The organism is Aquidulcibacter sp., assembly GCF_020253525.1.
GTDB lineage: Bacteria > Pseudomonadota > Alphaproteobacteria > Caulobacterales > Aquidulcibacteraceae > Aquidulcibacter.
Map to the genome: position 1 here is coordinate 1 of NZ_JADCBK010000017.1, position 24,467 is coordinate 24,467.

Consider the following 24,467-nt stretch of genomic DNA (forward strand, 5'->3'; position numbering starts at 1 on the left):
ATCTCAGCTTTCAACGGGTTGACGGTGCGCGACATAAGTCCTATTCCGATAGCGAACGTTCGTTCGCATTATGCGGCCTTGCTCCCGAGGTCAAGCGGTGGAACGAAAAAACATCATTTTGTGGAGACAGCATGTCTACGTCGGCACTTGGATTTCAGATGTCAGCCAACAAGAAGAATCTCCGCAGGCTTGGCCTAAGCGGAAGTCTGGCCATTCTGACTTTGTTGGGCGGTTGTGCTACGGGCGGCTCGGTTGGCTTTCCGGGCATGGGCGCACCAAAGGTCAAAAATCCTGTCAGCACGCTGCCAGACGCTTTCCGCGATATGCCCCCCGCTCCAGCGGGAGAGAGTGCCGCTTGGTGGTCACAGTTTGCTGACCCTGTTTTGGATAAGCTCGTGCGTGAAGCCTTGAACGAAGGCATTTCGGTGCAGCTAGCCAACCAGCGCTTGATTGAGGCGCGCAATAATGGCCGCGCCACCATTGCGGGTTTTGCGCCGCGCCTGACGGCAATCGGTACGGCCGACACAGATTATGCCATGGGCGATACCAAGCTGACCTCTGCCACTGGCACGGCCGTTGAACAACAAACCACCGGACAAGCGGTTCTGCGCGCAACATGGGAGGTTCCCTTATTTGGCCGCTTTGGCTCTGCCCTTTCTGGGGCAAAGGCAAATGAAGCAGGTGCCCAAGCCTCGCTAGAAGCTGCGAAGATCGCCATTATCGCGGATTTGGCGGCGGCCTATATTGATCTGCGCAATGCCCAGCAAAGCTTAGCCTATCTGCAAGAGGATTTGGCGCGCGCCGACTCACTGGCAGCAATCGCACAAGCCCGCGAGGCAGTTGGCCTGATTTCCTTGGCAGACAAAGGCCTATCGCAAGGCCAAGCCGCCCAAATTCGCCAACGTGTCCCTGATGCGGAATTGCGGGTTCGGGCTGCTTTGGACAGGATTGCGATCCTGCGCGGCGTGGTTCCTGGTTCGCTTGATGAGACTTTGGCCCCGGTCAAAGACTTTACTTTCCGCGCCGAGGCGCCACTGGTTGATGCCGTGCCGGCCAATTTCGTCCGCCGTCGCTTAGACGTTGCCCGCGCTGAGCAGGACGCCATTCTGCAAGCTGCGGCCGTTGGGATTGCCCGCGCCGATCTTTACCCCAGCTTGTCGATCGTCGGCACGATCACCAGCTTGTCATCCTTGGCCGGAAACCCGCTGGCGCAAACGGTTCAGCGCGGCAATTCAAGCCCCGCAATCTCCATCCCCCTATTTGACTTCGGCCAAAGACGTGCCAGCCTCAAAACGGCCGACGCCCGGTTCCAACAGGCACTTTTGGCCTATCGGTCGACGACGCTGAATGCGATTGCGGAAGGACAGAATGCCCTATCGGCTTATGGGCAAGCTCAAGCGCGCGCGAAGGCCGGGATTGAGGGCGAACAGGCCGCCCAAGTTCGCTTTGACGCCACCTTGGCAGGCTTTAATGCCGGTCTTGTGTCTTTCAAGGACCGCTTGGAGGCTGAAAGCGCACTCGCCAGTGCACGCCAAGCCCGTTTGGCCAATCAGGCGCAATTGAGCGATGCAGCGATTGGCCTCTACCGGACATTTGCAGGTTCACCCGGCATCTAGTCTTGCAGTTAGGCAGATAGGCGCTTTACCAGTCGCTCCATGAAGTCGCATCCGGCTGCCAGCTGAGAGATTTCGATGAATTCATCGGGCTGGTGGGCCTGCAGGATAGAGCCCGGCCCACAAATGACTGTGGACAGGCCGCCACCTTGGAAAATGCCACCCTCGGTCGCATAGGCAACTGCCCGTGTCGTATTGTCGCCCGTTAAGGCCCGCGCCAAAGCTTCGGCAGCCCCATTGGTCTCTGGGGCCATGGCCGGGGATAGCGAGCGCCGCATCATGCGGGCACCACCCTCAGGGGCCCGCGCCTTAATAGAGGCATCTAGTTCTGCCACCCAAGCCGCCACTTTGGCTTCATGGACATTGGGATCGTCATCAAGCTCAAAGCGCATATCCCACGTAATGTTACACGATTGGGCAAGAATGTTGGAGGCTGTGCCACCATCAATCAAGCCGATGGTGAGCGTAGTGCCCGATGGCTCAAACGGGCTGTTTGCAGGGGCTTTGGCCCGCAATTCCTCTGCTAGGGCTCGAAGATTGGCCAATAGGGGAACCGCCTCCATAATGGCAGAGACCCCTTGCTGCACTTGGCTGGAATGGGCCGCCCGTCCCGTAATTTCAATTTGAAACGTCGACAAACCCTTTTGCCCGGAAACGACACCCATATCGCTCGGCTCACCAATGATAACCGCCGCAGGCTTGGCATAATGCTGATTGAGAACCTCAACCAAGGAAGGCGCGCCCAGACACCCAATTTCCTCGTCATAGGAAAGCGCGATGTGGATCGGGGCCATCAGATTAGCCCGCGCCATCGCAGGGGCCAAAGCCAAGGCGCAGGCTGCAAAGCCCTTCATGTCACAAGTGCCGCGACCGTAAAGTCGGCCGTCAAGTTCGGTTAAAGTCCACGGATCGGTCGTCCAATCTTGCCCGTCTACGGGAACAACATCGGTGTGGCCTGATAAAACCACCCCACCAGGTGCTGTGAGCGGTCCGAAGCTTATGATCAAATTGGTTTTGGTGCCGTCCGCATTTGGAACACGCCGCAACTGCGGCTTCAAAGGCGCGACATAGGCCTCAACCCATTCAATTAGCTCTAGATTTGAGTTGCGCGACGTGGTGTCAAATCCGACCAGCGTCGTCAAAATCTCGATAGTATCTGTTAGGTTCTGGGATCGGGTCATGTGAGTCACTCTGCCACGGCCGCAGCGTTTAGGCCAATTCTTTCGGTGGTTAAGTTGATTTCAAGATATAAACATGTATTTATATCCTGAAATTTCAATCCGGAGTAGACCATTGGCCCGAGCGTCATATCTTTTCACATCTGAAAGCGTTTCTGAAGGACATCCAGACAAGGTCTGCGACCGGATTTCTGATGAAGTCGTTGACCTGTATTTCCGTCATACACTTGCGGAAGGATTAGATCCTTGGGCCCTGCGCTGCGCCGCTGAAACCTTGGCGACCACCAATCGGGTTGTCATCGCAGGTGAATTCCGCGGCACCGACAGCGTTACCGAAGACCTGATCGCCCATACGGCCCGCATGGCGATCAAGGATATTGGCTACGCCCAAGATGGCTTCCATTGGCAATATGCCGATATTGAAGTGTTGTTGCATGGCCAGTCTGAACATATTGCGATGGGCGTTGATGCCAGCGGCAATAAGGAAGAAGGCGCGGGCGATCAGGGCATCATGTTTGGCTATGCCACCAATGAAACCCCAGAATTGATGCCGGCCCCAATTCAATTCAGCCACAAGATCCTGAAGGATCTGGCCGATGCGCGCAAAAGTGGTGTGCTGGCTATGTTGGGCCCCGACGCGAAGAGCCAAGTCACGGCGCGATATGAAAATGGCAAGCCCGTTGCAGCAACTTCGATTGTATTGTCGACCCAGCATTTGGATGAGAGCCTGACCAGCGACGACATTCGCGCAATCGTGGAGCCCTATATTCGCAACGCTTTGGGCGACATTCTGCCAATCGACCGCGATTGCGTGTGGCACATCAATCCGACTGGCAAATTCGTCGTTGGTGGGCCTGATGGCGATTGCGGCCTGACCGGTCGTAAGATCATCGTCGACACCTATGGCGGCGCAGCCCCCCATGGCGGTGGTGCCTTCTCTGGCAAGGACCCCACGAAAGTGGATCGTTCGGCTGCCTATGCCGCCCGCTATTTGGCAAAGAATGTGGTTGCAGCCGGTCTAGCAGATCGCTGCACGCTGCAGCTTTCCTACGCCATCGGCGTGGCAGAGCCGCTGTCTATCTACGCCAATTGCGATGGGACCGAACGTTGCGATCTCGACAAATTGGAAGCACGTTTGCCGCAATTGATGAAACTGACACCACGCGGCATTCGCGGTCACTTGGACCTGAACAAGCCCATCTATGCCCGCACCGCGGCCTATGGCCACTTTGGCCGGGCACCGGACGCCGATGGCGGCTTCTCGTGGGAAAAGACCGATTTGGTCGACAGCTTGAAAGATTTGCTGAGCTAATCTTAGCTTCAAAACGAAAAAGGGCTGTCAGGCTTACCCTGACAGCCCTTTTTTGTAGCCATTGGACCGGTTTAGCCAGCGATATATTGTGCGCCATTAATGGTGAGGGTTGAGCCATTGATAAAACCCGGATCTTCCACCAAGAACACAACAGCGCGCGCAATTTCTTCGCTTTCGCCGAGGCGACCGCACGGAATGCCCGCCTTTACCTTCGCCAAAGCTTCTGGGTTCATGGCCGAGACCATTTCCGTCGCAATATAGCCGGGCGCAACGCAATTGACGGTAATGCCCTTTGCAGCACCTTCTTGGGCCAGAGCCTTTGTGAAGCCAATCACACCGGCCTTTGCCGCTGAATAATTCACTTGGCCGACTTGGCCTTTTTGACCATTGATGGACGAGATATTGATAATCCGGCCATAGCCCCGCTCCCGCATGCCATTGATGACCGGACGCGTGCAATTGAACAGGCTGTCAAGGTCCACATTAATGACCCCGCGCCACTGCTCTGGCGACATTTTATGGAAGAAGCCGTCCTTCGTGATGCCCGCATTATTCACAAGAACATCGATTGGACCAAGATCGGCCTCGATCTTAGCCATGGCAGCCGCACAAGCATCATAATCGCCAACATCGAATTTATAGGTTGCAATGCCTGTTTCAGCAGAAAATGCGGCAGCAGCCTCGTCATTCCCACCATAATTGGCCGCCACTTTATATCCAGCATCGCGCAGGGCGATAGAAATTGCCGCGCCGATTCCCCGCGACCCACCTGTAACAACTGCAACTTTAGTCATGTTTCCCTCACCCACCGTGATGTGTTTCTTTTGGCGGCACCCTAACCAAACTCAAGCGGCTTGGAAGTTGTTTTTATGTCGCACTGCAGTCTAATGTGATGGGTCACCACCTTTCGGATGTTTCTAAGAAAGTAAAAGCCATGTCGAAGATTTCGCGTCGTCAAACTTTGTGGGGCTTAGGTCTAGGCGCGACGGGTGCGCTTATCTTGCCAGAGGCCGGCACGGCCAAAGGCCGTCGCGCCCTCAAGGCTGGGGCTGTGGCAACAGCCGACACGCCATCGGCCGAGATTGGCGCGCAAATTCTCGCAGCCGGCGGTAATGCTGTGGATGCAGCCGTCGCCATCGGCTTCGCCCTTGCGGTCAGTTATCCAGAGGCGGGCAATATTGGCGGGGGCGGCTTCATGACTTTGGTTATGCAGGGCAAGCCCTATTTCTTAGATTATCGCGAAACCGCGCCGGGCAAGGCCTCACCCACCATGTATCTGAACGCCCAGGGCGAAGTTCGGCCCGGAAGTACCGTCATTGGCAATCTGGCTGCAGGAACGCCTGGCACAGTGGCTGGTCTTTTTGCGGCCCATCGCCGATTTGGAAAACTATCTTGGGCGCGCGTCCTTGCTCCGGCAATCCGCTTGGCGCGCGATGGTTTTGTGCCACCGGCGCAAATGATCCGCATCTACCGGGAAGCCTTCGCCGAGTTGGGACGCGATACCAATCTTGGTGCCTATTTCGGCTCTATGACAGAGGGCAAAACCTTTACCCAACCAGAACTTGCCGACACGCTGGAAGCAATTGCGCAACGCGGCCCAGCCGCCTTCTATCAAGGCCGCGTCGCGACCCAGATCGTGGCACAAATGTACCGGGGCAAGGAGAAGGGCCTTATCAGCTTGGCTGATTTGGAGGCCTATCGCCCTGTTTGGCGCACAGCCCTAACCTCCAAGTGGCGCGGCTATGACGTCATCAGCGCGCCTCCGCCAAGTTCGGGCGGGATCGCTTTGCTGCAACTCTTAGGGATGAAGGAAGCGCGCGCGGATTTGTTTGCCAATGTGGCGCACAATTCCGCAGACTATATTCACCTCTTGGCGGAGCTCGAGAAGCGCGTTTTTGCCGATCGCGCCGTCTATCTTGGCGACCCTGATTTTGTTCAAGTACCTGTCGCGCGCTTGTTGGCGGAGGATTATATCAAGGCACGCGCAAAAGGTGTCCAGCCTGAATTTCCATCCCCGACTGAACAAGTCCAGCCCGGTCTGGAGAAACCACAGACAACGCATTATTCCGTTGTCGACGCCGATGGAAACGCGGTCTCAAACACCTATACGCTGAATGGCTGGTATGGCTCGGGCGTGGTGGTCGAGGGAGCAGGCTTCCTCCTGAATAATGAGATGGATGACTTTTCTGCCAAACCCGGCGTGGCAAACCAATATGGGGTGGTTGGTGGTGATGCGAATGCCATCCAACCCTTTAAACGCCCCCTGTCATCCATGACACCAACGATCCTGATGCAGAATGGGCTGCCGGCCATGGTACTGGGCTCCCCCGGTGGGTCACGCATCATCACAACCGTGTTCCAAGTCCTTTTGAACACACTCGACTATAAAATGCCCTTAAAGGCTGCGGTGGATGCCCCCCGCTATCACCACCAGCTTTTGCCGGAAAACACCATCTTCACCGAGCCCTATGCACCAGCCAGCCCAGAACTGCGCCAAGAACTCGAGCGCCGTGGCTATCGAATCGAAGCGCAGAACTTTAACGGCGATATTGCAGCGATTCAGGTGCAAGGCCGTCAGCCTATCGTTTCGCCTGATCCGCGGGCACGCGGTGCAGGCAGGGTAACGCCAAGCTGAATTAGCCTTGGCCTAACGTGCGGCGCGCTGTTGCAATTGCAAAACTTCGGCAAGCTCTTTGGCATGGCTAATGGCGACGCTGATCCCATCATCATGTTCGATTTCGAAAAGCCGATTGAGCATTCGTGACAAAACCATAGCATCGCTGGGAGCTAGAGGACCCAAACACTGTAGGGCGGTGCGCATAACCCGTAACACAGGCTCACTTGGGAGCTGGGATGTCCCTGTCGGGCGCGTGGTTTGGCCTAGGCCAGACTTCCCTTCATGATTATCATTAAGGCTTGTCGCGATAGAAAGAATGGTCATGTCAAGTTCCAGAGACAAAGAGACTAAGGCTGGACTGAAGCTGTAAAAGCTTCGCCGTGCTGGTCATGGTGGCAAATTGAGGGATGAGACGCCTGGCAGCATGCGTGATGGAGACCGACGAACTGTCGAGATCGGCCATTGGATAGGAGACCGCATCGGCAACCAACGTAACCGACACACCCAAATCTGCGGCGGCAACTGCTGTCGCCAAGCAATTGGGAACCATAGAGCGGCCGATAAGGATGATCTCTTCGGTTTGGCTCATCAGAAGGAAATCACGAAGCGCCGCCGACGACAGAGCAGACGGCCCCCGGCACTGAAAGACTGGCTCCTCTGGTTGTGGCCGCAAGCTGGCAATGGGATTTGGGGGCCGATCTTGTCGGTAGACATGGACGATGTTCCAGCCCCGCTTACGTGCCTCAGCAAGGATCAACATGCTGTTGTGGATGCAAGTTCGCCAAGAGGCTGGCTCTTCCGATACATGGCCATCCACAACGAGGTCATTGCACATAAGGAGGGGTGGGATTTGGTTTTTTGGCCCCGGATACGCATAACTGTGGGAATACATCGTTAGGCTTGCCTTGCTGCTCTCAATGGAAACAATCGTTCGTTGGATCGGTCCAAAATGCCGGGACGATCCCACTCCCCCTCTGGTCGCAAGAGAATCATCGGGTCAGAATCGACGTGGATCGCATCCGCGCGCTTGGGCACAAATTTCTCAACCTCAACATATTCATGGTCGGAAAAGGCAAGATTGGCCCGGCCAGGCCGAGGGTTTACGCCACAAGCGCGTTGCCAAAGGCCCACGATGGATGGTTCGACATGGCCCAAGGCATGCGTGTAGCCCTTTTTGGCCCCCAATTCGAAGGACGCGTCTAAGAGGGCAGCACCAAGACCAGACTTGCGATAGCGCGGCAGAACCGCAACGCGTTCGACCTTAAAGAAATCCGCAAACCACCGAAGCCGCACACAGCCTACCGGCTCACCACTCAGTCTGGCGATAAGATGGGTAGCCCCCGCGAAGTCGTTGCCATCAATTTCCTCATCATAGGGACAGGATTGTTCATGCATGTATGCAATCGCACGAAGCGAGATGACCTGCATGATTTCATCGAGCCGATGGGCGACTCGAATTTCCCATTTAGGCCCATTACTGGGAACAAGCCGTTCTGGGACGCTTGTAGTCGGGATCATGCAACACCTCTGGTTTGGTTAAAGAGCACTTCGGCTTTTTGGTAAGACGGCATGTAGAGGGTGCCGATTTTGGTGCCTTCTAGGAGGCCCAGATTCATGCGGCCCATCAGAAGTCTTGCGCCGTCATCGGTGACGGCGCGCGCATACCAGTCCGCGCGCGGCACGATGTGCTGCGAGATGAAAAGGCCTAGATTGACTAAGAGTCGGGCTGCCTCGTGCCGAGAAACAGCAATCCCCCACCCAAAGATGCCGATTGGCTCTTCTTCAAGCGTGCAGACATGGTTTGGGTCTGGGCTGACGGCGTCAAAATGATCTGTCAGGACGGCTTGGTTCCCCGCCTCATTAAGCGGAACAATGCCCAAGAGACCACATAGCGGGCTTGAGTCCGTGGGATCGGTTTCGTCAGCGAGGCCAGCATGGGTGATGCCCAGTAAGCCAAGCTTGGTTCGCTCATAGACCCATGCCATGGTCTCCAAGCTAGCGATCGGTTCGCCGACCAAGCCGACAGCCAAGGACCGCCCTTCAATCAACCGCGACCCCGAAAGAGCGTGGACATTAAAGTCAGCTGCAGCGCGAGCAATGCGTTCCAGCGTCGTCCGCGCTTCCATAGGGCTTCGAACTTCCAAATTTGTGCGGGTGAAATGATGCGCCATGGATCCCTAACTGGTTGTGATTTAGTCGGCTTTTTGGTTGACACATGCGCCGCCCGAAGAAGCGCGAGAGCGCTGCTCAAGGTGGCACGGCTACTGGTTGGTTGCAGCCAAAGGTTTACTCAGCAAAAAAAGCTTGGGGAGCCAGAAAAATTGCAATACAGTGGCCGCTTACTTGAGGGGACCCTAATTGAAGGAAGTCGTCCGCCATCGGTCAGACTTGTCTGATCTACATGTTTTCTATGCGGTCGCGGTCTGCGGCGGGCTAAATGCGGCCGCGCGCAGCTTGCGGGTTGATCCTTCAACGGTGTCTCGCGCTTTGGACCAATTAGAGGCCCGCCTCAATACACGTCTGGTGCGCCGAACCGCGCAGGGCGTTGTGCTGACGAAAGCCGGCGAAATGGCCTTGGCCCGTGTTCGAACCATTGAAAGCCAAATTGCTGAGCTCGAACGCGAAGTCTTGGACTCAGAAGCAACCTCCCCGGTCGGTGCTGTTACTTTGTCCTGTTCGGATGGGGTTGGGGCCTATCTTTTGACACCCGCCCTAACCCAGTTGCTGCGGGAAAATCCCAAACTCGATTTGCGGTTGGATTGTGGCTTATGGCCGAATAATCCCGTGGAGGCTGATGCTGAAATCTCATTAGTTTTCAATGCAGAACCGGCTCCAGGTTATATTTCAAAGCCTGTCGCTTATTTCCATTACGGCCTGTTTGGAACGCGGTCCTATTTTGAACTTTATGGGAAGCCGGAATCTGTCGAGGAGGCGCTTCGTCATCCCTTTCTGCACCACACCGCCCAAACACTGACATCCAACATGACCCGCAAAGTGCCCGCATTTCAGGATCTGGCACGGCGGCGGATAGAAACCAATTCGAGCGCTGCCGTGGTCGAGGGTGTTTTGGCCGGGATTGGCATTGCAGGGATGCCGACTGTTTTGGCATCCATTTATCCCGAACTTGTCATGATTGGGGATGCCGTCGAACCGGTTGAGATGAGCCTTGTGTATCATCGCGATATAGAGCGGATCCCGCGCATCAAGGTCGTATTGAAATGGCTGGAGGCTGTCTTCGACCAGAAAACTAAGCCTTGGTATCGCAGAGAATTTGTGTCGCCCAGCGAATTTGGCCCCTTCATCGGAGGCCAAGCGTCTAACCTGCCGCTCGGGGCAGGCAAAGTTACCGAGAGGGTATCTGCGCAAACACAGGTACCTAAGCGCCGTATCGCCGCTTCTGGCGTCTAAGTTCGTAGTAATGGAGTATGTGAAGTGTCCGTAAAAGAGAACGTAAACCCCCGTAAGGCCGATGACCTCGATCATTTCGTAGCGCAGCGAGTCCGTCGGCAACGAGATGCCGTCGACATGACGCAAGACCAACTGGCCCAAGCCTTGGGCATTTCATTCCAACAGCTGCAGAAGTATGAGCGCGGCGTCAACCGTATTTCCGCCTCGCGTCTTTTCCAAATTTCCTGTGTTTTAGGTGTTGGTCCAGAGTATTTCTACGAGGGTGTTGACTGCTCACAATATGGCTTGACCCCTAAGTCCGAGCGTGCCGAAGGGCCCCAATCCTCGATTTTGAGCTTGATTGCGCAGAATCCAGATGCGACCGACTTGGTGATCGCTTTTGCCGCGATTAAGTCGCCTAAACAACGGCAGAAGGCCATTGATTTGGTCAAATTGCTGGCCGACTAAATTCTGTGCGGTGGCGTTTGGGGCCCTAGTGTCCCAACGCCAGTGACGGGGCTAGACACAACTTCAACGGGACATCATAGTAAACCTCATTAGAGTGAGGTGTGTTTGAATGTCTGATGATTTAAGTGTTGTTCGCCAGAAGCCTTCCTCCTTTCTGGGCCGCACAATTCCGGTCTTACTGGCGCTTCTGGCCACAGGGGGCTTGATCTACTGGTTTGTGAAGCCAAAGCCAGATATTCGTTACGCCCGAGCCACAACCGTCATCCAAAGCCAGATTAAGCCCGGCGGCGAGGTCTTGAAGACTTTAGAGCGCGGCGCTGAAGTCAATGTTATGTTGTCAAAAGAACTAGATGGCTGGGCCATGGTTATGGTTCCGCCTTCCAGCAATGGCTTCATCCCGCTTTCGGATATTGATGTGGATCGACGGCCCGTTCTGACGGGCGCCTATCGCGCAAAGGCGCTTCAGAAGCCCATCGCCCTACGCGAAGAACCCGATCCGGCAACGGCCCAGACCGATGTGATCCCACCGGGGACCATGATCCAGATTTGGGGTTATACAGAGACGCCCACGGGCAAATGGGCCGAGATTACCCGCTACAAAGAGAAGCGTGTTGGCTATGTCTTGCGAGATGAGCTTGAGGCCGCCTCAGACTGAAGCGACCTCGGCTTTAAATGCTAGGTGCGAGGCAGCAGGATCGTGGCACCTGTTGTGAGACGCCCCTCCAAGGCGCGGTGGGCATCAGCCGCCTGCTCAAGCGGATAGCGGGCTCCTATCACGGGACGGATCACGCCACTCTCAACCAGATCAAACAAGTCCTTTGCGGCTTGATCGAGCTCTGGCGTGGTTGCAACATAGTCGAATAAAGTCGGCCTTGTAAGAAAAAGCGAACCACGGCGAGATAGTTCCAACGGGGAGACTGGCGCAGGCGGCCCTGAGGCATTGCCGAAACTGACGACCAAGCCACGGCGTGCTGCGCTGTCGAGGGAAGCAACCAAGGTGTCGGCACCAACTGAGTCATAGACGATTTCGCACCCCCTGCCGTTGGTCAGTTCTTTGACCCGTTCGGCAATCGGTTCTGAGCGATAAAGAATGATTTCAGAGCAACCATGCTGGCGTGCGAGTTTCGCTTTCTCCTCGCTGCCGACTGTTCCAATGACCCGCACCCCTAAATGGGAGAGCCAAGCGCAAGCAATCAGACCAACCCCACCGGCAGCAGCGTGGAAAAGGACCGTGTCGCCAGCCTTGAGCGGTCGCAGTCTTTGAATCAAGAATTCTGCCGTTAAACCCTTTAGAAGAATTCCTGCAGCGACATCTAAGCCAATTCCATCTGGAACCTTTACGGCACGCCCCTCTGGCACGGCAGCATAATCAGCATAGGCCCCAAGTGGGCCAGAGGAGAAAGCCACCCGATCGCCAATTGAAAAGCGGGTGACAGCCTCACCAATCGCCGTCACAATTCCCGCCCCCTCAAGGCCGAGGCCTGAAGGCAGCGAAATCGGATAAAGGCCCGTGCGCTGGTACGTATCGATGAAATTGAGACCGCATGCGGCCATCTCAATCAAGATTTCATGCGGCTTCGGACTGGGGATCGGCACTTCGCGTAGTTCGAGGACCTCAGGGCCGCCAAGCCGCGACAAGCCGATTTGGCGCATCATGACAGGGTCTCAGCAAAGAAAGCCATTGTGCGCTCATTCGCCAGTGCGGCTCCGGCAGCATCATAATGTTGGCCCCCCACACGGGCGAAGGCGTGATCAAGACCATCATAGACATGCATGCGGATTTGGGCGTGACCAGATAGGCCCGCCTTCATAGCGGCTTGCGCCTCCTTATTCACAAAGGAATCTTCTGATGCGACATGCATGAGCAAGGGCTTGGTCCCAGTATTGGCTTCGGCCAATCGATCTTGAATACCGACACCATAATAGCTGACGCTGGCGTTAATTGTGGTCCGGGTTGCCGTCAGATAGGCCAATAAGCCACCTAAACAATAGCCAACCGCGCCGACAGAGGCATGGGTTTGGCGGACATAGTCAATGGTTGCCTGAATGTCGGTCACGCCAGTGTCGACATTGAACTTACCAAAATAATCAAAGGCCTGCTGCCATTCTTCTGGCGTTTGGTCCGTGATATCAATGCCTGGCTGAATGCGCCAGAAGAGATCGGGAACCACGGCCAGATACCCTTGGGCGGCATAGGTATCTGCGAGATCACGCATCACTTTATTGACGCCAAAAATCTCTTGGATCACGACTAAAGCGCGGCCATTGGCTTGCGCTGGCTTGGCAACATAGGCCGAAAGAGCGCCATCTGGTCCATTGATCGTGACATGCTCGCCCATATGTGTATCCTCCGCAAAATCAGAATTGATCGCCGCCTCGCTTGACCTAATGGAAGTCGCGTCCCAAGTGAGGGGTGTTACGGCTATGACCTAGTCGCAAGACCTCAAGATGACAATCGGTTTTGTTATCTTTCAGGAAAGCTGCAACGGATGATAATGTGGTCAGGTCTTGAGGACCGCAGATTTGGAGATCGGTAGCATGAAAGTCAGCATTGAAGTGGATTTGACGCCCAGCGAAGCACGAGAGCTTTTAGGCATGCCGAACTTGACCTCCATTCAAGAGACCTTTGTGGGGATCGCCAAGGACAAGCTTGAGAAGACCGGGAATATGGTGGACGTGGAACCCATGTTGCGGACGTGGACAGGGCTTGGTGGGGCAGCGACCGAGGCTTTTGGAGCCCTTGTCGGGGCCGCCTTGAAGGTTGCCACCAGTGATGTCGGCACAAAGCCCACTTCCACCACAGACAAGAGCTCGAGCGATAAGACCTCGTGACTGCTTCTACCATTGTGGCCCTTGCTTCTGGCCCGGGGCCAGCTGGGGTCAGCATTATCCGATTGTCGGGGCCAGCCTGTCCAAAAGTGGCAGAGGTTTTGATTGGGAATGTGCCCCCGCCCCGGCAGGCCAAGTTGGCGAAACTGCGTGACCTTGATGGGGAACCTATTGATAATGCATTGGTTATCTTCTTTCCAGGGCCTAGAAGCTTTACAGGCGAGGATGTTTTAGAGCTGCATGTCCATGGCGGTCGCGCCGTTGTGCGCGATACGATAGAGGCGTGTCTCGGCCTATCAGGAGTCCGCCTCGCTGAAGCAGGCGAGTTTAGTCGGCGGGCCTTCATCCATGGCAAAATGGACCTTTCCGCTGCCGAAGGCTTGGCTGATTTGGTTGAGGCGGAGACGGCGGCACAACGTCGGCAAGCGTTGCGGCAGATGGAAGGCGCGCTAGCCGATGAAATTGGTCGGTGGCGAGAAGCGGTAATTGACTGTCTGGCCGATGCCGAGGGAGACATTGATTTTCCAGACGAAGACTTGCCACCGGGCCTAAGTGAACGGGCGCGTCAACGGATTGAGGACCTGAAAATACGGCTTGAGACCTATCTGGCGGATTCTCGTCGGGCAGAGCGGGTTCGAACGGGGTTCCAGATAGCTATCGTGGGCAAGCCAAATGCCGGAAAATCGAGTTTAATCAATCAATTAGCACGGAGGGAGGCGGCGATTGTATCAGCCATTCCGGGCACGACGCGCGACATTGTAGAAGTGCGATTGGTGATAGGCGGCATGGTCGTTTTGATCTCCGATACGGCTGGGATCAGGGAGTCCGCCGATCTCATTGAAGCTGAAGGGGTCCGTCGGGCACGTCAAAGGGCCGAGGAAGCAGACTTGCGATTGGGCCTGATCACAGATCACGAGGATAAGGCAGAGTTTGCGGACCTGATGAAGGCCGGAGACCTGTGGCTTCTGGGCCAGGCCGATCGATTAGACTGGGCCGCACCTAGTGCCGACGAGCTTGCGGTGTCTAGCGTGACCCGACAAGGCCTTGATGCGCTGGAAGCTATGATCATCGAGCGGGCGCAAGCCGATCTTGGCAAAACAGAGTCTGCGCCACTAACGCGCCTTCGTCATCAAGAAGCGGTGCGCGAGGGAATCGATGCATTGGATCGCGCCTTGACGGCATCGGTTCATGCGCCAGAGCTGGTGGCTGAGGATTTGCGGCTTGCGGCCCGCGCCTTAGGACGCGTCACAGGGCGGGTTGATATGGAGGATGTGCTGGATCGACTATTTGCCCAATTCTGTATCGGAAAATGAGTCCAAGCTTATATCCGCGTTTCACGTGAAACAGCTCTGAACGGATGAGTCGACCTTCGTCGAGAGTTTCGCTATGTAGGCCGCCCCAATCAGAGGCAAGACTTTGGCACATAGCGCATATGACATCATCATTATTGGCGGCGGTCATGCCGGCTGCGAAGCGGCGGCTGCAAGCGCGCGCGTTGGCGCGCGGACGCTCTTGGTCACCCATAATGCCGCAACCATCGGCGAAATGTCGTGCAATCCGGCCATTGGTGGGCTTGGCAAAGGTCATTTAGTCCGCGAGATCGACGCGCTCGACGGGATTATGGGCAAGGCTGCGGATGCCGCGGGCATTCAGTTCCGCATGCTGAACCGCTCGAAAGGCCCTGCGGTGCGGGGGCCAAGGGCGCAGGCAGATCGCAAATTATATCGCGAAGCCATCCAATCGCTTCTGAACGCACAAGACAATCTGACCATCCTCAGTGCCGCAGTGGAGGATTTGATTCTCGTCGAGGGAAGTTGCCGCGGCATTGTCTTGGGCAATGGCGACCGAATTGAAGCGGGTGCCGTTGTCTTAACGACGGGCACCTTTCTCAATGGCATGATCCATCTGGGACAGAAGACGTGGCCAGCTGGGCGGATTGATGAAGCGCCAGCCATTGGCCTAGCCCAGACACTTTACAGACTTGGCCTCCCGATGGGCAGATTGAAGACAGGCACACCGGCGCGCTTGGATGGGCGCACCATCGATTATACGGTCTGCGAAAAGCAACCCGGCGATGAACCGCCGATTCCCTTTTCCTTCCTGAATGACAGCATCACAACACCACAAGTTCCGTGCTGGATAACTTGGACGAATGAAGCAACCCATCAAATCATTCGCGACAATCTTCATCTTTCAGCCGTCTATGGTGGTGCGATTGAAGGTCGCGGTCCGCGCTATTGTCCATCCATCGAAGACAAAATTGTCCGCTTCTCCGACAAGGATCGGCACCAAATCTTTTTGGAACCGGAAGGCCTAGACGATCCGACGATTTACCCGAATGGCATTTCGACCTCCTTCCCCGAGGAAGTCCAAGCTGCCTTTATGCGGACGATCCCTGGCCTCGAGAACGTTGAAATCCTGCGTTATGCCTATGCCATCGAATATGACTACGTTGACCCCCGGGCGTTGGGTTCAGACTTGTCGGTTCAGTCGGTGCCCGGTCTTTATCTGGCTGGCCAAATCAATGGCACGACCGGCTATGAAGAAGCGGCCGCTCAAGGCCTGTTGGCTGGCCTGAATGCTGCGCGGCGTGTAGGCGGACTATCCCCGATCAGCTTCCGTCGCGATGAGGCCTATATTGGGGTGCTGATTGATGATTTGATCACGCGCGGCGTTTCAGAGCCCTATCGTATGTTTACGTCGCGCGCTGAGTATCGCTTAACCTTGCGCGCCGATAATGCAGATCAGCGCCTAACCCCCATCGGCATGTCTCTAGGGATTGTTGGGGCGCACCGAGGTCGGGAATTCACCAAGAAACTTCAGGAAATCTCATCGGCTCGGGCCTATGCTACCGAAACAACCATCACACCGACAGAGGCCGCCAAGCTTGGCCTGCCCGTCAATCAAGATGGCCGCAAGCGTAGCGTATTGGAATTGATCGCCCATCCGCAAATTGGACTGCCTCGTTTGATGGCACTATTCCCTGAGTTGTCCAGCATGACTGCGCGGGCATTGACGCAGCTTGAAACCGAAGCGGTTTATTCAGGTTATTTAGATCGCCAACAGGCAGATATTGTTGCCTTCCGACGCGATGAAGATTTGGAGCTGCCGCAGGATCTCGACTATCGCGCAATTGGCGGCCTGTCGAATGAGGCTCGCGAAAAGCTTTTGGCCGTTCGCCCGACAACTTTGGGACAAGCCTCGCGGATTGAGGGCATGACAGCCGGGGCACTGACCGCCCTTTTGGCCTATGTACGTCGGGGGGTTAGTGCCCGTGCCACCGCGTGATACCGACCGGGCCTACACCCCGGAGGCCGTCCAAGCACTACTGATGTCAGACTATGGTGTTTCACGTGAAACCATCGAACGGTTTGAGGCCTATCAAGCCATACTGACCAAATGGGCACCCCGAATCAATTTAGTCGGTGCCTCGACGCTGGCATCATTTTGGGACCGCCACATTCTCGACTCCGCCCAAATTCTGCCGCTCGCACGCCCAGAGGCGCGAACCTGGGTCGACTTTGGGTCAGGAGCCGGCTTCCCGGGACTGGTCTTGGCCGCCCTTGTCCATCACAAAGATGGTGCACAAGTTACATTGATAGAAGCGAGCACCAAGCGCTGTGGCTTTTTGAGAGAAGCGGCGCGGGCCATGCAAGTCCATGCCGAAATCATCAATGACAAGCTCGAACATGTCGCACCCAGGCCGGTTGATGTCATCACAGCCCGTGCCTTCACCGCCTTAGACCGTCTCCTTGCTTATGGAGAAAAGTGGCAAGGGCCCCAGACGCAAGCACTGTTTCCAAAAGGGGAAGAAGTGTCGGCAGAGCTTCAACAGGCCTCGACAAATTGGCTGTTTAAGTCGACAATCCACCCATCGGCAAGCGATGCACGAGGTTGCATTGTTGAAATCACCGAATGCCAAGCCAGAACAGGGTCCGCGCCATCATGAAAAAGACACGCGTCATTGCCGTGGCCAACCAAAAAGGTGGGGTTGGCAAAACAACGACCGCGATCAATCTTGCCACCGCGCTTGCCGCCGTGGGCGAGAGCGTGCTGATCCTAGATATTGATGCACAAGGCAATGCATCTACAGGCTTGGGCGTGTCCGCCGCTGCTCGCAAATTAACGTCTTATGATGTCATTATGGGCGAGGCCTCTTTTGCCGAAGCCGCCATTGCGACCCGAATTCCAAATCTCGCAGTCATACCGGCCAGTGTCGATCTTGCCGGGGTAGAAATGGAGTTATCCCAAGCGCCGAACCGGGCCTTCCGCTTACGGGATGCCCTCGCTCGCCACCGCGTCGATATAAGTCGTGGGGATGGCGTACATTACAATTTTATCCTCATTGACTGCCCACCATCGCTAAATGTTGTGACCATTAATGCCATGACTGCAGCCGATGCCGTACTGGTGCCGCTACAATGCGAATTTTTCGCCCTCGAAGGCCTGACGCAACTCATGCGGACTGTCGATCTCGTCAAGGGTTCACTTAATCCTGCCCTTGAGATCCAAGGCATCGTGCTAACGATGTATGATCAACGCAACAATCTGTCCGACCAAGTGGCCATGGATGTTCGCACCCACCTTGGCGACAAAGTCTATACAACCGTAATCCCGCGCAATGTGCGGGTCTCTGAAGCGCCCTCTTTTGGAAAGCCGGCCCTTCTCTATGACCATAAATGCTCCGGCAGCCAAGCCTATATGCGCTTGGCGAGCGAGGTCCTGCATCGTGAACGCACAAGGTTAGCAGCATGAGCGACGAAACCGACGTAGCCCCCAAAGCCACCAACAAAGCTGATAGCCGTCCCGCGCGTGGCTTGGGTCGCGGCCTCTCAGCACTTTTGGGCGATACGGAAGCAACTCGCCCGACCGAGGACCGCGGCACGGATGGCGGTACGCGTGAAATTGGCTTGGACCAGATTATCCGCAATCCACAGCAGCCGCGCCGTCAATTTGATGAGGCTGACTTGCAGACACTGGCCGATTCCATCCGGCAGCATGGCATCTTGCAGCCTTTGCTGTTGCGGCAATTAGATGATGGTTCTGGGCGCTATGAGATTGTCGCGGGCGAACGCCGCTGGCGCGCTGCGCAATTGGCCGGGCTACATGTGGTTCCGGCCTTGGTGCGCACCTTTGATGATTTGGCGACCCTAGAAGTCTCGATCGTCGAAAACGTCCAGCGGGCTGACCTAAACCCCATCGAAGAAGCCCTGGCCTTTCAGCAATTGGCAGAGCGCTTTGGCCGCACACAACAAGCAATCGCAGAAACCGTCGGCAAGAGCCGGGCGCACATTGCCAATATGATGCGGCTGTTATCTCTACCCGAGTCTGTCAAAGATCTTGTGCGATCGGGCGAACTCAGCGCCGGCCATGCGCGCGCCATCATCAGCGCATCAGACCCGTTAGCAGCTGCCCGTGCCATCATTGATCGCGGCTTGAGCGTTCGCGACGCGGAAAAACTGGCCACCAAACCAGAATCGTCGCGCAATCCGGGCACGATCCGGGACGACCAAGGCGATGCCGATTCAAAAGCATTGGCCCATGATCTATCTACCGCCTTGGGACTCGAAGTCAGCCTTGCCCATAAAGGCCACAAGGGTGGCGCTTTGACGATCCATTATCGCAGCCTAGAGCAATTGGACGATTTGTGTCGCAAGCTCACCGCTATCGCGCGATGAGTTTAGTCTGCAGAATCAACAAGATTTAGGGCTGTTGCCATTTCCGCTACGGGCGATCCGGCCAAAAGGCAAACACGCATAACACCTTGCGCGCCAAGCTGGGCGAGATGGGCCGCGAGCTCACCTTGCGATCCACCCGAGAGCACTAGGTCGAACGTCCCATCATCGCGGCCAACATGAACCCAAGGCAGGCCGGTGCGCAGGCGCTTCTCAAACCCTGCAATCTGCGCCTGACCTTCCTGTTCCAACAACCCAAGTCGCACATGAATTCCCGCGGCCTCTAACCGCGAGGCACCAATGCCGCGCGTCCGCGGGTCTGGATCGAGCACGCTTATGGTAACTGCTGCCACACCCGCGGCAATCAAACTCGAGCTGCACGCGGGGCCACGTGCGCTTTCATGCGCGCAAGGCTCCAAGGTTACATAGGCATGCGACCCGCCCGCATTTGATCCGGCCATGGTCAAAGCCATCGCCTCGCCATGTGGGCGTCCGCCCGCTTGGGTCCGCCCCTCGCCGACAATCAGGCCATCGCGCACCAACACGCAACCCACACTCGGATTAGGCTGGGTTTCACCAAGCCCCGCACGGGCGAGCACAAGCGCCCGGGACATGAATGCTTTATCAGCCAGCGACCAAATCTCGACCGGCTCGCCCATCTGTTCAGCCAAGGGCCGGTAAAGGCTGCGCGCGGCTGGCATCCAAATATCTGGCTGAAACGGGTTTCAAGGCCCCATCCAGCTCGATCAACAACGGATTGGCCGTTGGCACTTCCACTTCCATGATTTGGCCCTCATCCAGGCCGAAAAGATGCTTGATGATCGCGCGAAGAGAATTACCGTGCGCAGATATAACGAGATTTTCCTGTGCCAAATGCGGCGCAATGCTCGCCGACCAATAAGGCAGAACCCGGGCCAAAGTCATGGCCAAACTTTCCCCATCGGGCAGAGCGCCCGCGGGGACATTCCGATAACGTAAGTCATGCGAGGGATGAAACGGATCTGACTTTGACTGCGGTGGCGGCGGCACATCATAGGATCGACGCCAAATTCGCACCTGCTCTTCGCCATGCTTGGCAACCGTCTCAGCCTTATCAAGGCCTGTGAGCGCACCATAATGACGCTCATTCAAGCACCAGCTCTTCTCCTCAGGAAGCCAACAGCAATCCATTTCTTCCAGAGCCAACCACAGGGTTCGAATCGCCCGCGTCTGCAGCGATGTGAATGCGCGAGAGAAACCAACGCCGGATGCCTTCAAAAGCTGACCCGCCTTGCGGGCTTGGGCTTCCCCTTCCGCAGTTAAATTCACGTCCATCCACCCAGTGAACCGATTTTCCAGATTCCATTGAGATTGCCCGTGACGAACCAGCGCTAAATACGACATTGATAACCCTTCAGAAGACGAAAAACCGGTAACTCAGCCTCATTTCGGGCCACATAAGGGATGTCTGAGCGCTTAATCAAGCCAACACCGCCCCAAATAAGGCCAATTCCAAAGCTACTCAAATTTGCAATGCTGCAGTGCAATATCTATAAATCATATCTTTTTCAATTAGTTACGGCGAAATTTCTCCAAAAATCAATCTGATCACAATTTTCTCAGTGCAAAAAACCTTGAGAATTTCGCAGATGCGAGATAAATAAAGCCATGGATGCTGTGGCGTCCCTGCCCTTTTTGGGCGTTTCCTCCCAAACACCTATATGGCCGGGCCTCGTGCCCGGCCCTTTTTTTGCTTTAACGAGCCTTCTCACCCAGCAAGCTTTTGGATGCGGGCTTGAGCGACTTCGACCATTCGGGACACCAAGCCCGTCAAGGCTTCCGAGATCGCTGCAAAACCAGCCCGCTTACTCATCGCTCCCTCTACCATATAGAGCGACCGATTGATCTCGATCTGTAAACTGTGTTGGTTCTGGGCGGGCTTACCATAACGCTCTGTCGCAAACCCTCCGGCATAAGGATTATTACGCGCCACGCGAAACCCTTTTGCGCGTAGGAAGTCATAGGCCTCTGCCATAAAAATCGGCGCACATGACGCGCCAAACCGATCGCCCAAAACAATATCACTCTCTGGCGAGCCCGAGGCTGACGCAGGCATAGAGTGGCAGTCAAGCAGCACCGCGTGACCAAGCCTATGCTTATTCTCATCAATCAAACCTGCAATGGCATCGTGCCAAGGCAAATAGACTTCGCGTAACCGAGACTGCGCCTCGGCAAATGCCAATCGACGCATGTATATATCGACGCCATCGCCAACTGTGCGGGGAATCACACCCAAGCCCGCCAAGACACGCGGCGACGGCACACGTCTCTCTCCAACAGGCACATCTTCAATCAATTCGGGGTCCAGTTCGTCCAGACCGCGATTTAGATCCACATAAGCGCGCGCAAAATCCGTCACCAACAAGGAAGCCCCAAGCTGGGACGTTGAATGCAAAAGCTCATCAACAAAGGCGTCTTCGGAACGACGTAAGGCTAAGCGATCTAATTTTGTCGCCCGCAAAAGCTCCTCAGGATAAAATCGTCCAGAGTGCGGACAGCACACAATCACGCCAGCCTTGTCGTCAGCAGGTCGCTTCAAACGAAAGGCCGGGGGCCGCGTTGGCACCGTGCCAACCGCCTTATCCGCCTGATAACCAGTGACAGCGCCCCATATCTGCATGTGAAACCTTGTAATCCCCCCACTGGAAAAACAAAAGCCAGCAGGCGATCCTGCGCTAAAGCTATCCCAATTTCATACAGCAACTTCTGCAAAAATTGCTTCGCGGCAAAACTTGTCAACCTCGCCTTCACCATATTGCGCGATGGATAGGACCACCAACTAACGGAGCATGGCCACAATGGCGAGAATTCTCTTGGCGGAAGATGACGATTCGTTACGGACGTTCCTTGCCGCTGCGCTTAACAAAGCAGGCCATATTGTAGCGGATTTCCCTGACGGCGATCAGGCCTTGGAAGCCTTGAATGCCATGGGGTTTGATTTGCTTTTGACCGACATTGTGATGCCGGGGGTTGATGGCGTCGAACTTGCACGACGCGCTGCGGAGGTCGACCCAGCCATGAAGATCGTCTTCATCACAGGATTTGCGGCGGTTGCTCTAAACCCCGCCAATCAAGCGCCGTCCAAAGCGAAAGTACTCTCCAAGCCCTTCCACTTACGCGAATTGGTCGCTGAAGTGGAAAAGGTTATGGCGGCTTAAGCGAAACCATCACCCCGAAGCAAGTTCAGTCCAAACATGCTGGGCCGCATAGGCACGCCAGGGTCGCCACATTTGCGACCTGGCCTCCAAGTCGTCATGGGACAAGCGAGTCCCATCCGGCAAAGCCAGTCCCCGTGCGAGCGCCACATCCCCTGCTGGGAACGCATCTGGGTCGCGTAGTGCCCGCAGTGCGATATAATTCGCAGTCCACGGACCAATACCGGGGATGGCTTGCATGCGGGAGACTAAAGCGTCGGTTTCACCCCCAAAAAAGTCAGGGCTATCCGCATAGGCTTGACAATAAGCCTTCAAACATTTCACGCGCGCTTGTGGCATCCCGAGAAAGTCCAGCGGTGAGGCCAAAATCGCTTCCGCCGTGGGGAATAGTCGCGCCACACCTGTTTCTGACGGCCAAACTGACGGCAAAGGTTCTCCCAAATGCTGCACGAGAGCCGCACCCAGTTTAATCGCTGCCGCGACGGTGATCTGTTGGCCAAGTATGGCTCGAATACCAATTTCAAATGGATCAAACGCCCCCGGGACACGCAGGCCTGGTCGACGCAGAGTCAAATCCCGCAGCGCCTCATCTTGTCCGAGGTGAGCGCTAATGATTTCTGGATCAGCGGCCAAATCAAATCCCTCCCGCACCCGGGCAATCACTTTAGGCACGGCGGTCAAATCCTGCAGTCTCAGTCGAACGTCGAGCCAATCTCCCTTTCCACGAGATACACCGATCAAACAAACGCGGCCGTCGACCCTTAAACTGCGGCGATAAACGCCACGATCAAATGTCTCGACACCTGGGTAGAGGCGCGCCTTTAGAAACGCAGCCATCGCCTCCCAGTCATAAGGTGGCCGGTAGCGCAGGCGGACTTGCAGGTCGGCGGAAGATAGCCCGGGTCCTTCAACGCCAATCTCGCGGCGCAGAAACGACGGGGCAACCTTAAACACTTCCTGAAAGGACTCATTAAACCGCCTGATTGAGCCAAAGCCCGATGCCATGGCGATTTGGGTGATGCTTAACTTAGTCTCGTGCAACAATTGCTTTGCCAACAAGAGACGGCGGGTCAGCGCAACACTTACCGGGCTTGCACCGACATGCTTTAGAAACAGGCGTCGCAGCTGCCGATCACCTAGGCCAAGACGCGCGGCCAATTGCTCAACGCTGCCGGTATCGAGCGCGCCTTCTTCGATCAGGCGCAGAGCTCTGCCAACCGAACTCGACGTGCCGCGCCATGCGGGTGTATCGGGGGCTGTCTCAGGACGACAGCGCAAGCACGGACGAAAACCCGCCTCCTGTGCCACGGCAGCTGAAGGGAAAAAGACCACATTCTCTTTCTTGGGCAAGCGGGCCGGACAAACCGGTCGACAGTAGATTCCGGTAGTTTTAACAGCTGTAAAGAAACGGCCATCATAGCGGCTGTCACGCGCCGAAATAATCGCAAAGCAGGTGTCTTGATCGAGGTTCATGGCCCCTCATGCCACTGGCTGGCCAGTGGGTCTAGCGGAATTCGGACATGGCAAGACCGACTACATGTCCCCTCAGAGCAGGTCCGAAAACCGCCAGCGCAAAAACCGATATAAGCGCACACCCTAGCACTCGATTTCCCCATGTCTTAGGAAGACGCTTATGAAACTCGCCCGCAGCCATTTTGACACCCCAACTGGCCCAATGATGCTTCTCCTAGATGAAGACCAGCGGGTCCGATTGTTTGAATGGGTGGACCATCAAGCGCGGATGGAGCGGCTTCTGGCTCGCCATTATCCCAAAACGACGTTCGCCATTGCAGACGAACCTGCCCCGCTTGGCTACCAGACCGCCATTCAATCATATTTCTCTGGCGATACCACCGCTTTGGAATCCCTACCCGTTGCCTTCGGCGGCACGCCATTTCAGCAGACGGTTTGGAAAGCCCTGCAAACCATCCCAGCAGGCAAGACCTTAAGCTATGGCCAAATTGCCGCGCAAATTGGCAATCCGAACGCCATGCGTGCTGTTGGCTTGGCCAATGGTGCAAACCCGATCGCCCTCATCGTGCCATGTCATCGCGTTATCGGCGCAAATGGCACCCTAACTGGCTATGGGGGTGGCATGGAGAGAAAGCACTGGCTGTTGCGCCACGAAGGCGCTTTGCCGCAAAATCTCTTGTAAGGCTCCCCTGCCCGCTGGGCAAAGCAAACCAGATCGCCT

Annotated in this window: 26 protein-coding genes; 14 read left to right on the forward strand and 12 right to left on the reverse strand. The window is 55.9% G+C overall.

The window, feature by feature from the left end; genetic code table 11:
• Positions 1–158: 158 nt before the first annotated feature.
• A complete protein-coding gene (locus tag IOB61_RS02155; protein WP_290811490.1) occupies positions 159–1,616 on the forward strand; it encodes an efflux transporter outer membrane subunit in 1,458 nt (485 codons plus the stop codon).
• Positions 1,617–1,624: 8 nt separating this feature from the next.
• Here IOB61_RS02155 and argE read toward each other — a convergent pair whose 3' ends face one another.
• A complete protein-coding gene (argE, locus tag IOB61_RS02160) occupies positions 1,625–2,794 on the reverse strand; it encodes an acetylornithine deacetylase (protein ID WP_290811494.1) in 1,170 nt (389 codons plus the stop codon).
• A gap of 112 nt (positions 2,795–2,906) precedes the next feature.
• Here argE and metK point away from each other — a divergent pair, with 112 nt between their 5' ends.
• Complete coding sequence (gene metK / locus IOB61_RS02165) at positions 2,907–4,103, forward strand: methionine adenosyltransferase (RefSeq protein WP_290811497.1); 1,197 nt, start codon at positions 2,907–2,909, stop codon at positions 4,101–4,103.
• Positions 4,104–4,174: 71 nt separating this feature from the next.
• Here the strand turns inward: metK and phbB are convergent, their stop codons facing one another.
• A complete protein-coding gene (gene phbB, locus IOB61_RS02170; protein WP_290811500.1) occupies positions 4,175–4,897 on the reverse strand; it encodes an acetoacetyl-CoA reductase in 723 nt (240 codons plus the stop codon).
• 140 nt (positions 4,898–5,037) lie between these two features.
• On the opposite strand from phbB, the gene ggt reads away from it, so the two are divergent.
• Positions 5,038–6,738: a gamma-glutamyltransferase gene (gene ggt / locus IOB61_RS02175; protein WP_290811503.1), complete on the forward strand. Its 1,701-nt coding sequence runs from the start codon at positions 5,038–5,040 to the stop codon at positions 6,736–6,738.
• A gap of 12 nt (positions 6,739–6,750) precedes the next feature.
• Here ggt and IOB61_RS02180 read toward each other — a convergent pair whose 3' ends face one another.
• From IOB61_RS02180 to IOB61_RS02195, 4 genes are read right to left on the reverse strand one after another with little or no spacing between them, the layout of a single operon-like run.
• Entirely contained in the window at positions 6,751–7,044 is a 294-nt protein-coding gene (locus IOB61_RS02180) for a hypothetical protein (RefSeq protein ID WP_290811505.1), read from the reverse strand.
• A 1-nt stretch (position 7,045) separates the two neighbouring features.
• Positions 7,046–7,612 carry an isochorismatase family protein gene (locus tag IOB61_RS02185; RefSeq protein WP_367272790.1) on the reverse strand — a complete coding sequence of 189 codons (567 nt, stop codon included), beginning with the start codon at positions 7,610–7,612 and terminating at the stop codon, positions 7,046–7,048.
• Positions 7,613–7,614: 2 nt separating this feature from the next.
• The gene (locus IOB61_RS02190; RefSeq protein ID WP_290811508.1) at positions 7,615–8,238 is read right to left on the reverse strand and encodes a GNAT family N-acetyltransferase; all 624 of its coding nucleotides are present in this window, start codon (positions 8,236–8,238) and stop codon (positions 7,615–7,617) included.
• The gene (locus IOB61_RS02195; protein ID WP_290811510.1) at positions 8,235–8,891 is read right to left on the reverse strand and encodes a hypothetical protein; all 657 of its coding nucleotides are present in this window, start codon (positions 8,889–8,891) and stop codon (positions 8,235–8,237) included. The genes IOB61_RS02190 and IOB61_RS02195 overlap by 4 nt, the downstream gene beginning before the upstream one ends.
• 187 nt (positions 8,892–9,078) lie before the next feature.
• On the opposite strand from IOB61_RS02195, the gene IOB61_RS02200 reads away from it, so the two are divergent.
• From IOB61_RS02200 to IOB61_RS02210, 3 genes are all read left to right on the forward strand, one after another.
• A complete protein-coding gene (locus tag IOB61_RS02200) occupies positions 9,079–10,128 on the forward strand; it encodes a LysR family transcriptional regulator (RefSeq protein ID WP_290811513.1) in 1,050 nt (349 codons plus the stop codon).
• 24 nt (positions 10,129–10,152) lie between these two features.
• Positions 10,153–10,575: a helix-turn-helix transcriptional regulator gene (locus tag IOB61_RS02205; protein ID WP_290811516.1), complete on the forward strand. Its 423-nt coding sequence runs from the start codon at positions 10,153–10,155 to the stop codon at positions 10,573–10,575.
• A gap of 109 nt (positions 10,576–10,684) precedes the next feature.
• Positions 10,685–11,230 (forward strand): hypothetical protein, encoded by a 546-nt coding sequence (locus tag IOB61_RS02210; protein ID WP_290811519.1) that lies wholly within the window; start codon positions 10,685–10,687, stop codon positions 11,228–11,230.
• A 20-nt stretch (positions 11,231–11,250) separates the two neighbouring features.
• Here the strand turns inward: IOB61_RS02210 and IOB61_RS02215 are convergent, their stop codons facing one another.
• Together IOB61_RS02215 and IOB61_RS02220 are read right to left on the reverse strand one after the other, a co-directional pair.
• On the reverse strand, positions 11,251–12,231 hold the full coding sequence (locus tag IOB61_RS02215) for a quinone oxidoreductase (RefSeq protein ID WP_367272791.1): 981 nt from the start codon (positions 12,229–12,231) through the stop codon (positions 11,251–11,253).
• A complete protein-coding gene (locus tag IOB61_RS02220; RefSeq protein ID WP_290811521.1) occupies positions 12,228–12,914 on the reverse strand; it encodes a dienelactone hydrolase family protein in 687 nt (228 codons plus the stop codon). The genes IOB61_RS02215 and IOB61_RS02220 overlap by 4 nt, the downstream gene beginning before the upstream one ends.
• Before the next feature lie 199 nt (positions 12,915–13,113).
• On the opposite strand from IOB61_RS02220, the gene IOB61_RS02225 reads away from it, so the two are divergent.
• The 6 genes from IOB61_RS02225 to IOB61_RS02250 all read left to right on the forward strand — a co-directional run bounded on the left by IOB61_RS02225 (position 13,114) and on the right by IOB61_RS02250 (position 19,082).
• Positions 13,114–13,407 (forward strand): DUF6489 family protein, encoded by a 294-nt coding sequence (locus tag IOB61_RS02225; RefSeq protein ID WP_290811524.1) that lies wholly within the window; start codon positions 13,114–13,116, stop codon positions 13,405–13,407.
• A complete protein-coding gene (mnmE, locus tag IOB61_RS02230) occupies positions 13,404–14,717 on the forward strand; it encodes a tRNA uridine-5-carboxymethylaminomethyl(34) synthesis GTPase MnmE (protein WP_290811527.1) in 1,314 nt (437 codons plus the stop codon). Before IOB61_RS02225 ends, mnmE begins: the two co-directional genes overlap by 4 nt.
• A 103-nt stretch (positions 14,718–14,820) precedes the next feature.
• Positions 14,821–16,692 carry a tRNA uridine-5-carboxymethylaminomethyl(34) synthesis enzyme MnmG gene (gene mnmG, locus IOB61_RS02235; protein WP_290811531.1) on the forward strand — a complete coding sequence of 624 codons (1,872 nt, stop codon included), beginning with the start codon at positions 14,821–14,823 and terminating at the stop codon, positions 16,690–16,692.
• Positions 16,679–17,353, forward strand: a complete 675-nt coding sequence (gene rsmG / locus IOB61_RS02240; protein ID WP_290811534.1) for a 16S rRNA (guanine(527)-N(7))-methyltransferase RsmG — start codon at positions 16,679–16,681, stop codon at positions 17,351–17,353. The genes mnmG and rsmG overlap by 14 nt, the downstream gene beginning before the upstream one ends.
• The gene (locus IOB61_RS02245) at positions 17,350–18,159 is read left to right on the forward strand and encodes a ParA family protein (protein WP_290811537.1); all 810 of its coding nucleotides are present in this window, start codon (positions 17,350–17,352) and stop codon (positions 18,157–18,159) included. Before rsmG ends, IOB61_RS02245 begins: the two co-directional genes overlap by 4 nt.
• The gene (locus IOB61_RS02250) at positions 18,156–19,082 is read left to right on the forward strand and encodes a ParB/RepB/Spo0J family partition protein (RefSeq protein ID WP_290811540.1); all 927 of its coding nucleotides are present in this window, start codon (positions 18,156–18,158) and stop codon (positions 19,080–19,082) included. Before IOB61_RS02245 ends, IOB61_RS02250 begins: the two co-directional genes overlap by 4 nt.
• A gap of 2 nt (positions 19,083–19,084) precedes the next feature.
• On the opposite strand, the gene ribD is transcribed toward IOB61_RS02250, so the two are convergent.
• From ribD to IOB61_RS02265, 3 genes are all read right to left on the reverse strand, one after another.
• The gene (gene ribD, locus IOB61_RS02255; protein ID WP_290811543.1) at positions 19,085–19,780 is read right to left on the reverse strand and encodes a bifunctional diaminohydroxyphosphoribosylaminopyrimidine deaminase/5-amino-6-(5-phosphoribosylamino)uracil reductase RibD; all 696 of its coding nucleotides are present in this window, start codon (positions 19,778–19,780) and stop codon (positions 19,085–19,087) included.
• Positions 19,743–20,462 carry a 2,3-diphosphoglycerate-dependent phosphoglycerate mutase gene (gene gpmA, locus IOB61_RS02260; protein WP_290811546.1) on the reverse strand — a complete coding sequence of 240 codons (720 nt, stop codon included), beginning with the start codon at positions 20,460–20,462 and terminating at the stop codon, positions 19,743–19,745. The genes ribD and gpmA overlap by 38 nt, the downstream gene beginning before the upstream one ends.
• 364 nt (positions 20,463–20,826) lie before the next feature.
• Positions 20,827–21,738, reverse strand: a complete 912-nt coding sequence (locus IOB61_RS02265; RefSeq protein ID WP_290811549.1) for an N-formylglutamate amidohydrolase — start codon at positions 21,736–21,738, stop codon at positions 20,827–20,829.
• Positions 21,739–21,916: 178 nt separating this feature from the next.
• Here IOB61_RS02265 and cpdR point away from each other — a divergent pair, with 178 nt between their 5' ends.
• Positions 21,917–22,276, forward strand: a complete 360-nt coding sequence (cpdR, locus tag IOB61_RS02270; protein WP_085341024.1) for a cell cycle two-component system response regulator CpdR — start codon at positions 21,917–21,919, stop codon at positions 22,274–22,276.
• A gap of 9 nt (positions 22,277–22,285) precedes the next feature.
• On the opposite strand, the gene IOB61_RS02275 is transcribed toward cpdR, so the two are convergent.
• Positions 22,286–23,746, reverse strand: coding sequence for an AlkA N-terminal domain-containing protein (locus IOB61_RS02275; RefSeq protein WP_290811552.1), 1,461 nt, complete (start codon positions 23,744–23,746; stop codon positions 22,286–22,288).
• 160 nt (positions 23,747–23,906) lie between these two features.
• On the opposite strand from IOB61_RS02275, the gene ogt reads away from it, so the two are divergent.
• Positions 23,907–24,428, forward strand: coding sequence for a methylated-DNA--[protein]-cysteine S-methyltransferase (gene ogt, locus IOB61_RS02280; protein WP_290811555.1), 522 nt, complete (start codon positions 23,907–23,909; stop codon positions 24,426–24,428).
• Positions 24,429–24,467: the final 39 nt, after the last annotated feature.

Excerpts from the sequence above, each read along its gene's own strand:
- IOB61_RS02180 (WP_290811505.1), bottom strand. The coding sequence starts at position 7,044 with ATGACCATTCTTTCTATCGCGACAAGCCTTAATGATAATCATGAAGGG.
- argE (WP_290811494.1), bottom strand. The coding sequence starts at position 2,794 with ATGACCCGATCCCAGAACCTAACAGATACTATCGAGATTTTGACGACG.
- IOB61_RS02265 (WP_290811549.1), bottom strand. The coding sequence starts at position 21,738 with ATGCAGATATGGGGCGCTGTCACTGGTTATCAGGCGGATAAGGCGGTT.
- IOB61_RS02225 (WP_290811524.1), top strand. The coding sequence starts at position 13,114 with ATGAAAGTCAGCATTGAAGTGGATTTGACGCCCAGCGAAGCACGAGAG.
- IOB61_RS02245 (WP_290811537.1), top strand. The coding sequence starts at position 17,350 with ATGAAAAAGACACGCGTCATTGCCGTGGCCAACCAAAAAGGTGGGGTT.
- phbB (WP_290811500.1), bottom strand. The coding sequence starts at position 4,897 with ATGACTAAAGTTGCAGTTGTTACAGGTGGGTCGCGGGGAATCGGCGCG.
- IOB61_RS02185 (WP_367272790.1), bottom strand. The coding sequence starts at position 7,612 with ATGTATTCCCACAGTTATGCGTATCCGGGGCCAAAAAACCAAATCCCA.
- IOB61_RS02210 (WP_290811519.1), top strand. The coding sequence starts at position 10,685 with ATGTCTGATGATTTAAGTGTTGTTCGCCAGAAGCCTTCCTCCTTTCTG.
- IOB61_RS02195 (WP_290811510.1), bottom strand. The coding sequence starts at position 8,891 with ATGGCGCATCATTTCACCCGCACAAATTTGGAAGTTCGAAGCCCTATG.
- ogt (WP_290811555.1), top strand. The coding sequence starts at position 23,907 with ATGAAACTCGCCCGCAGCCATTTTGACACCCCAACTGGCCCAATGATG.
- cpdR (WP_085341024.1), top strand. The coding sequence starts at position 21,917 with ATGGCGAGAATTCTCTTGGCGGAAGATGACGATTCGTTACGGACGTTC.
- IOB61_RS02155 (WP_290811490.1), top strand. The coding sequence starts at position 159 with ATGTCAGCCAACAAGAAGAATCTCCGCAGGCTTGGCCTAAGCGGAAGT.
- IOB61_RS02190 (WP_290811508.1), bottom strand. The coding sequence starts at position 8,238 with ATGATCCCGACTACAAGCGTCCCAGAACGGCTTGTTCCCAGTAATGGG.
- IOB61_RS02250 (WP_290811540.1), top strand. The coding sequence starts at position 18,156 with ATGAGCGACGAAACCGACGTAGCCCCCAAAGCCACCAACAAAGCTGAT.
- IOB61_RS02215 (WP_367272791.1), bottom strand. The coding sequence starts at position 12,231 with ATGATGCGCCAAATCGGCTTGTCGCGGCTTGGCGGCCCTGAGGTCCTC.
- ggt (WP_290811503.1), top strand. The coding sequence starts at position 5,038 with ATGTCGAAGATTTCGCGTCGTCAAACTTTGTGGGGCTTAGGTCTAGGC.
- ribD (WP_290811543.1), bottom strand. The coding sequence starts at position 19,780 with ATGCCAGCCGCGCGCAGCCTTTACCGGCCCTTGGCTGAACAGATGGGC.
- IOB61_RS02275 (WP_290811552.1), bottom strand. The coding sequence starts at position 23,746 with ATGAACCTCGATCAAGACACCTGCTTTGCGATTATTTCGGCGCGTGAC.
- IOB61_RS02220 (WP_290811521.1), bottom strand. The coding sequence starts at position 12,914 with ATGGGCGAGCATGTCACGATCAATGGACCAGATGGCGCTCTTTCGGCC.
- gpmA (WP_290811546.1), bottom strand. The coding sequence starts at position 20,462 with ATGTCGTATTTAGCGCTGGTTCGTCACGGGCAATCTCAATGGAATCTG.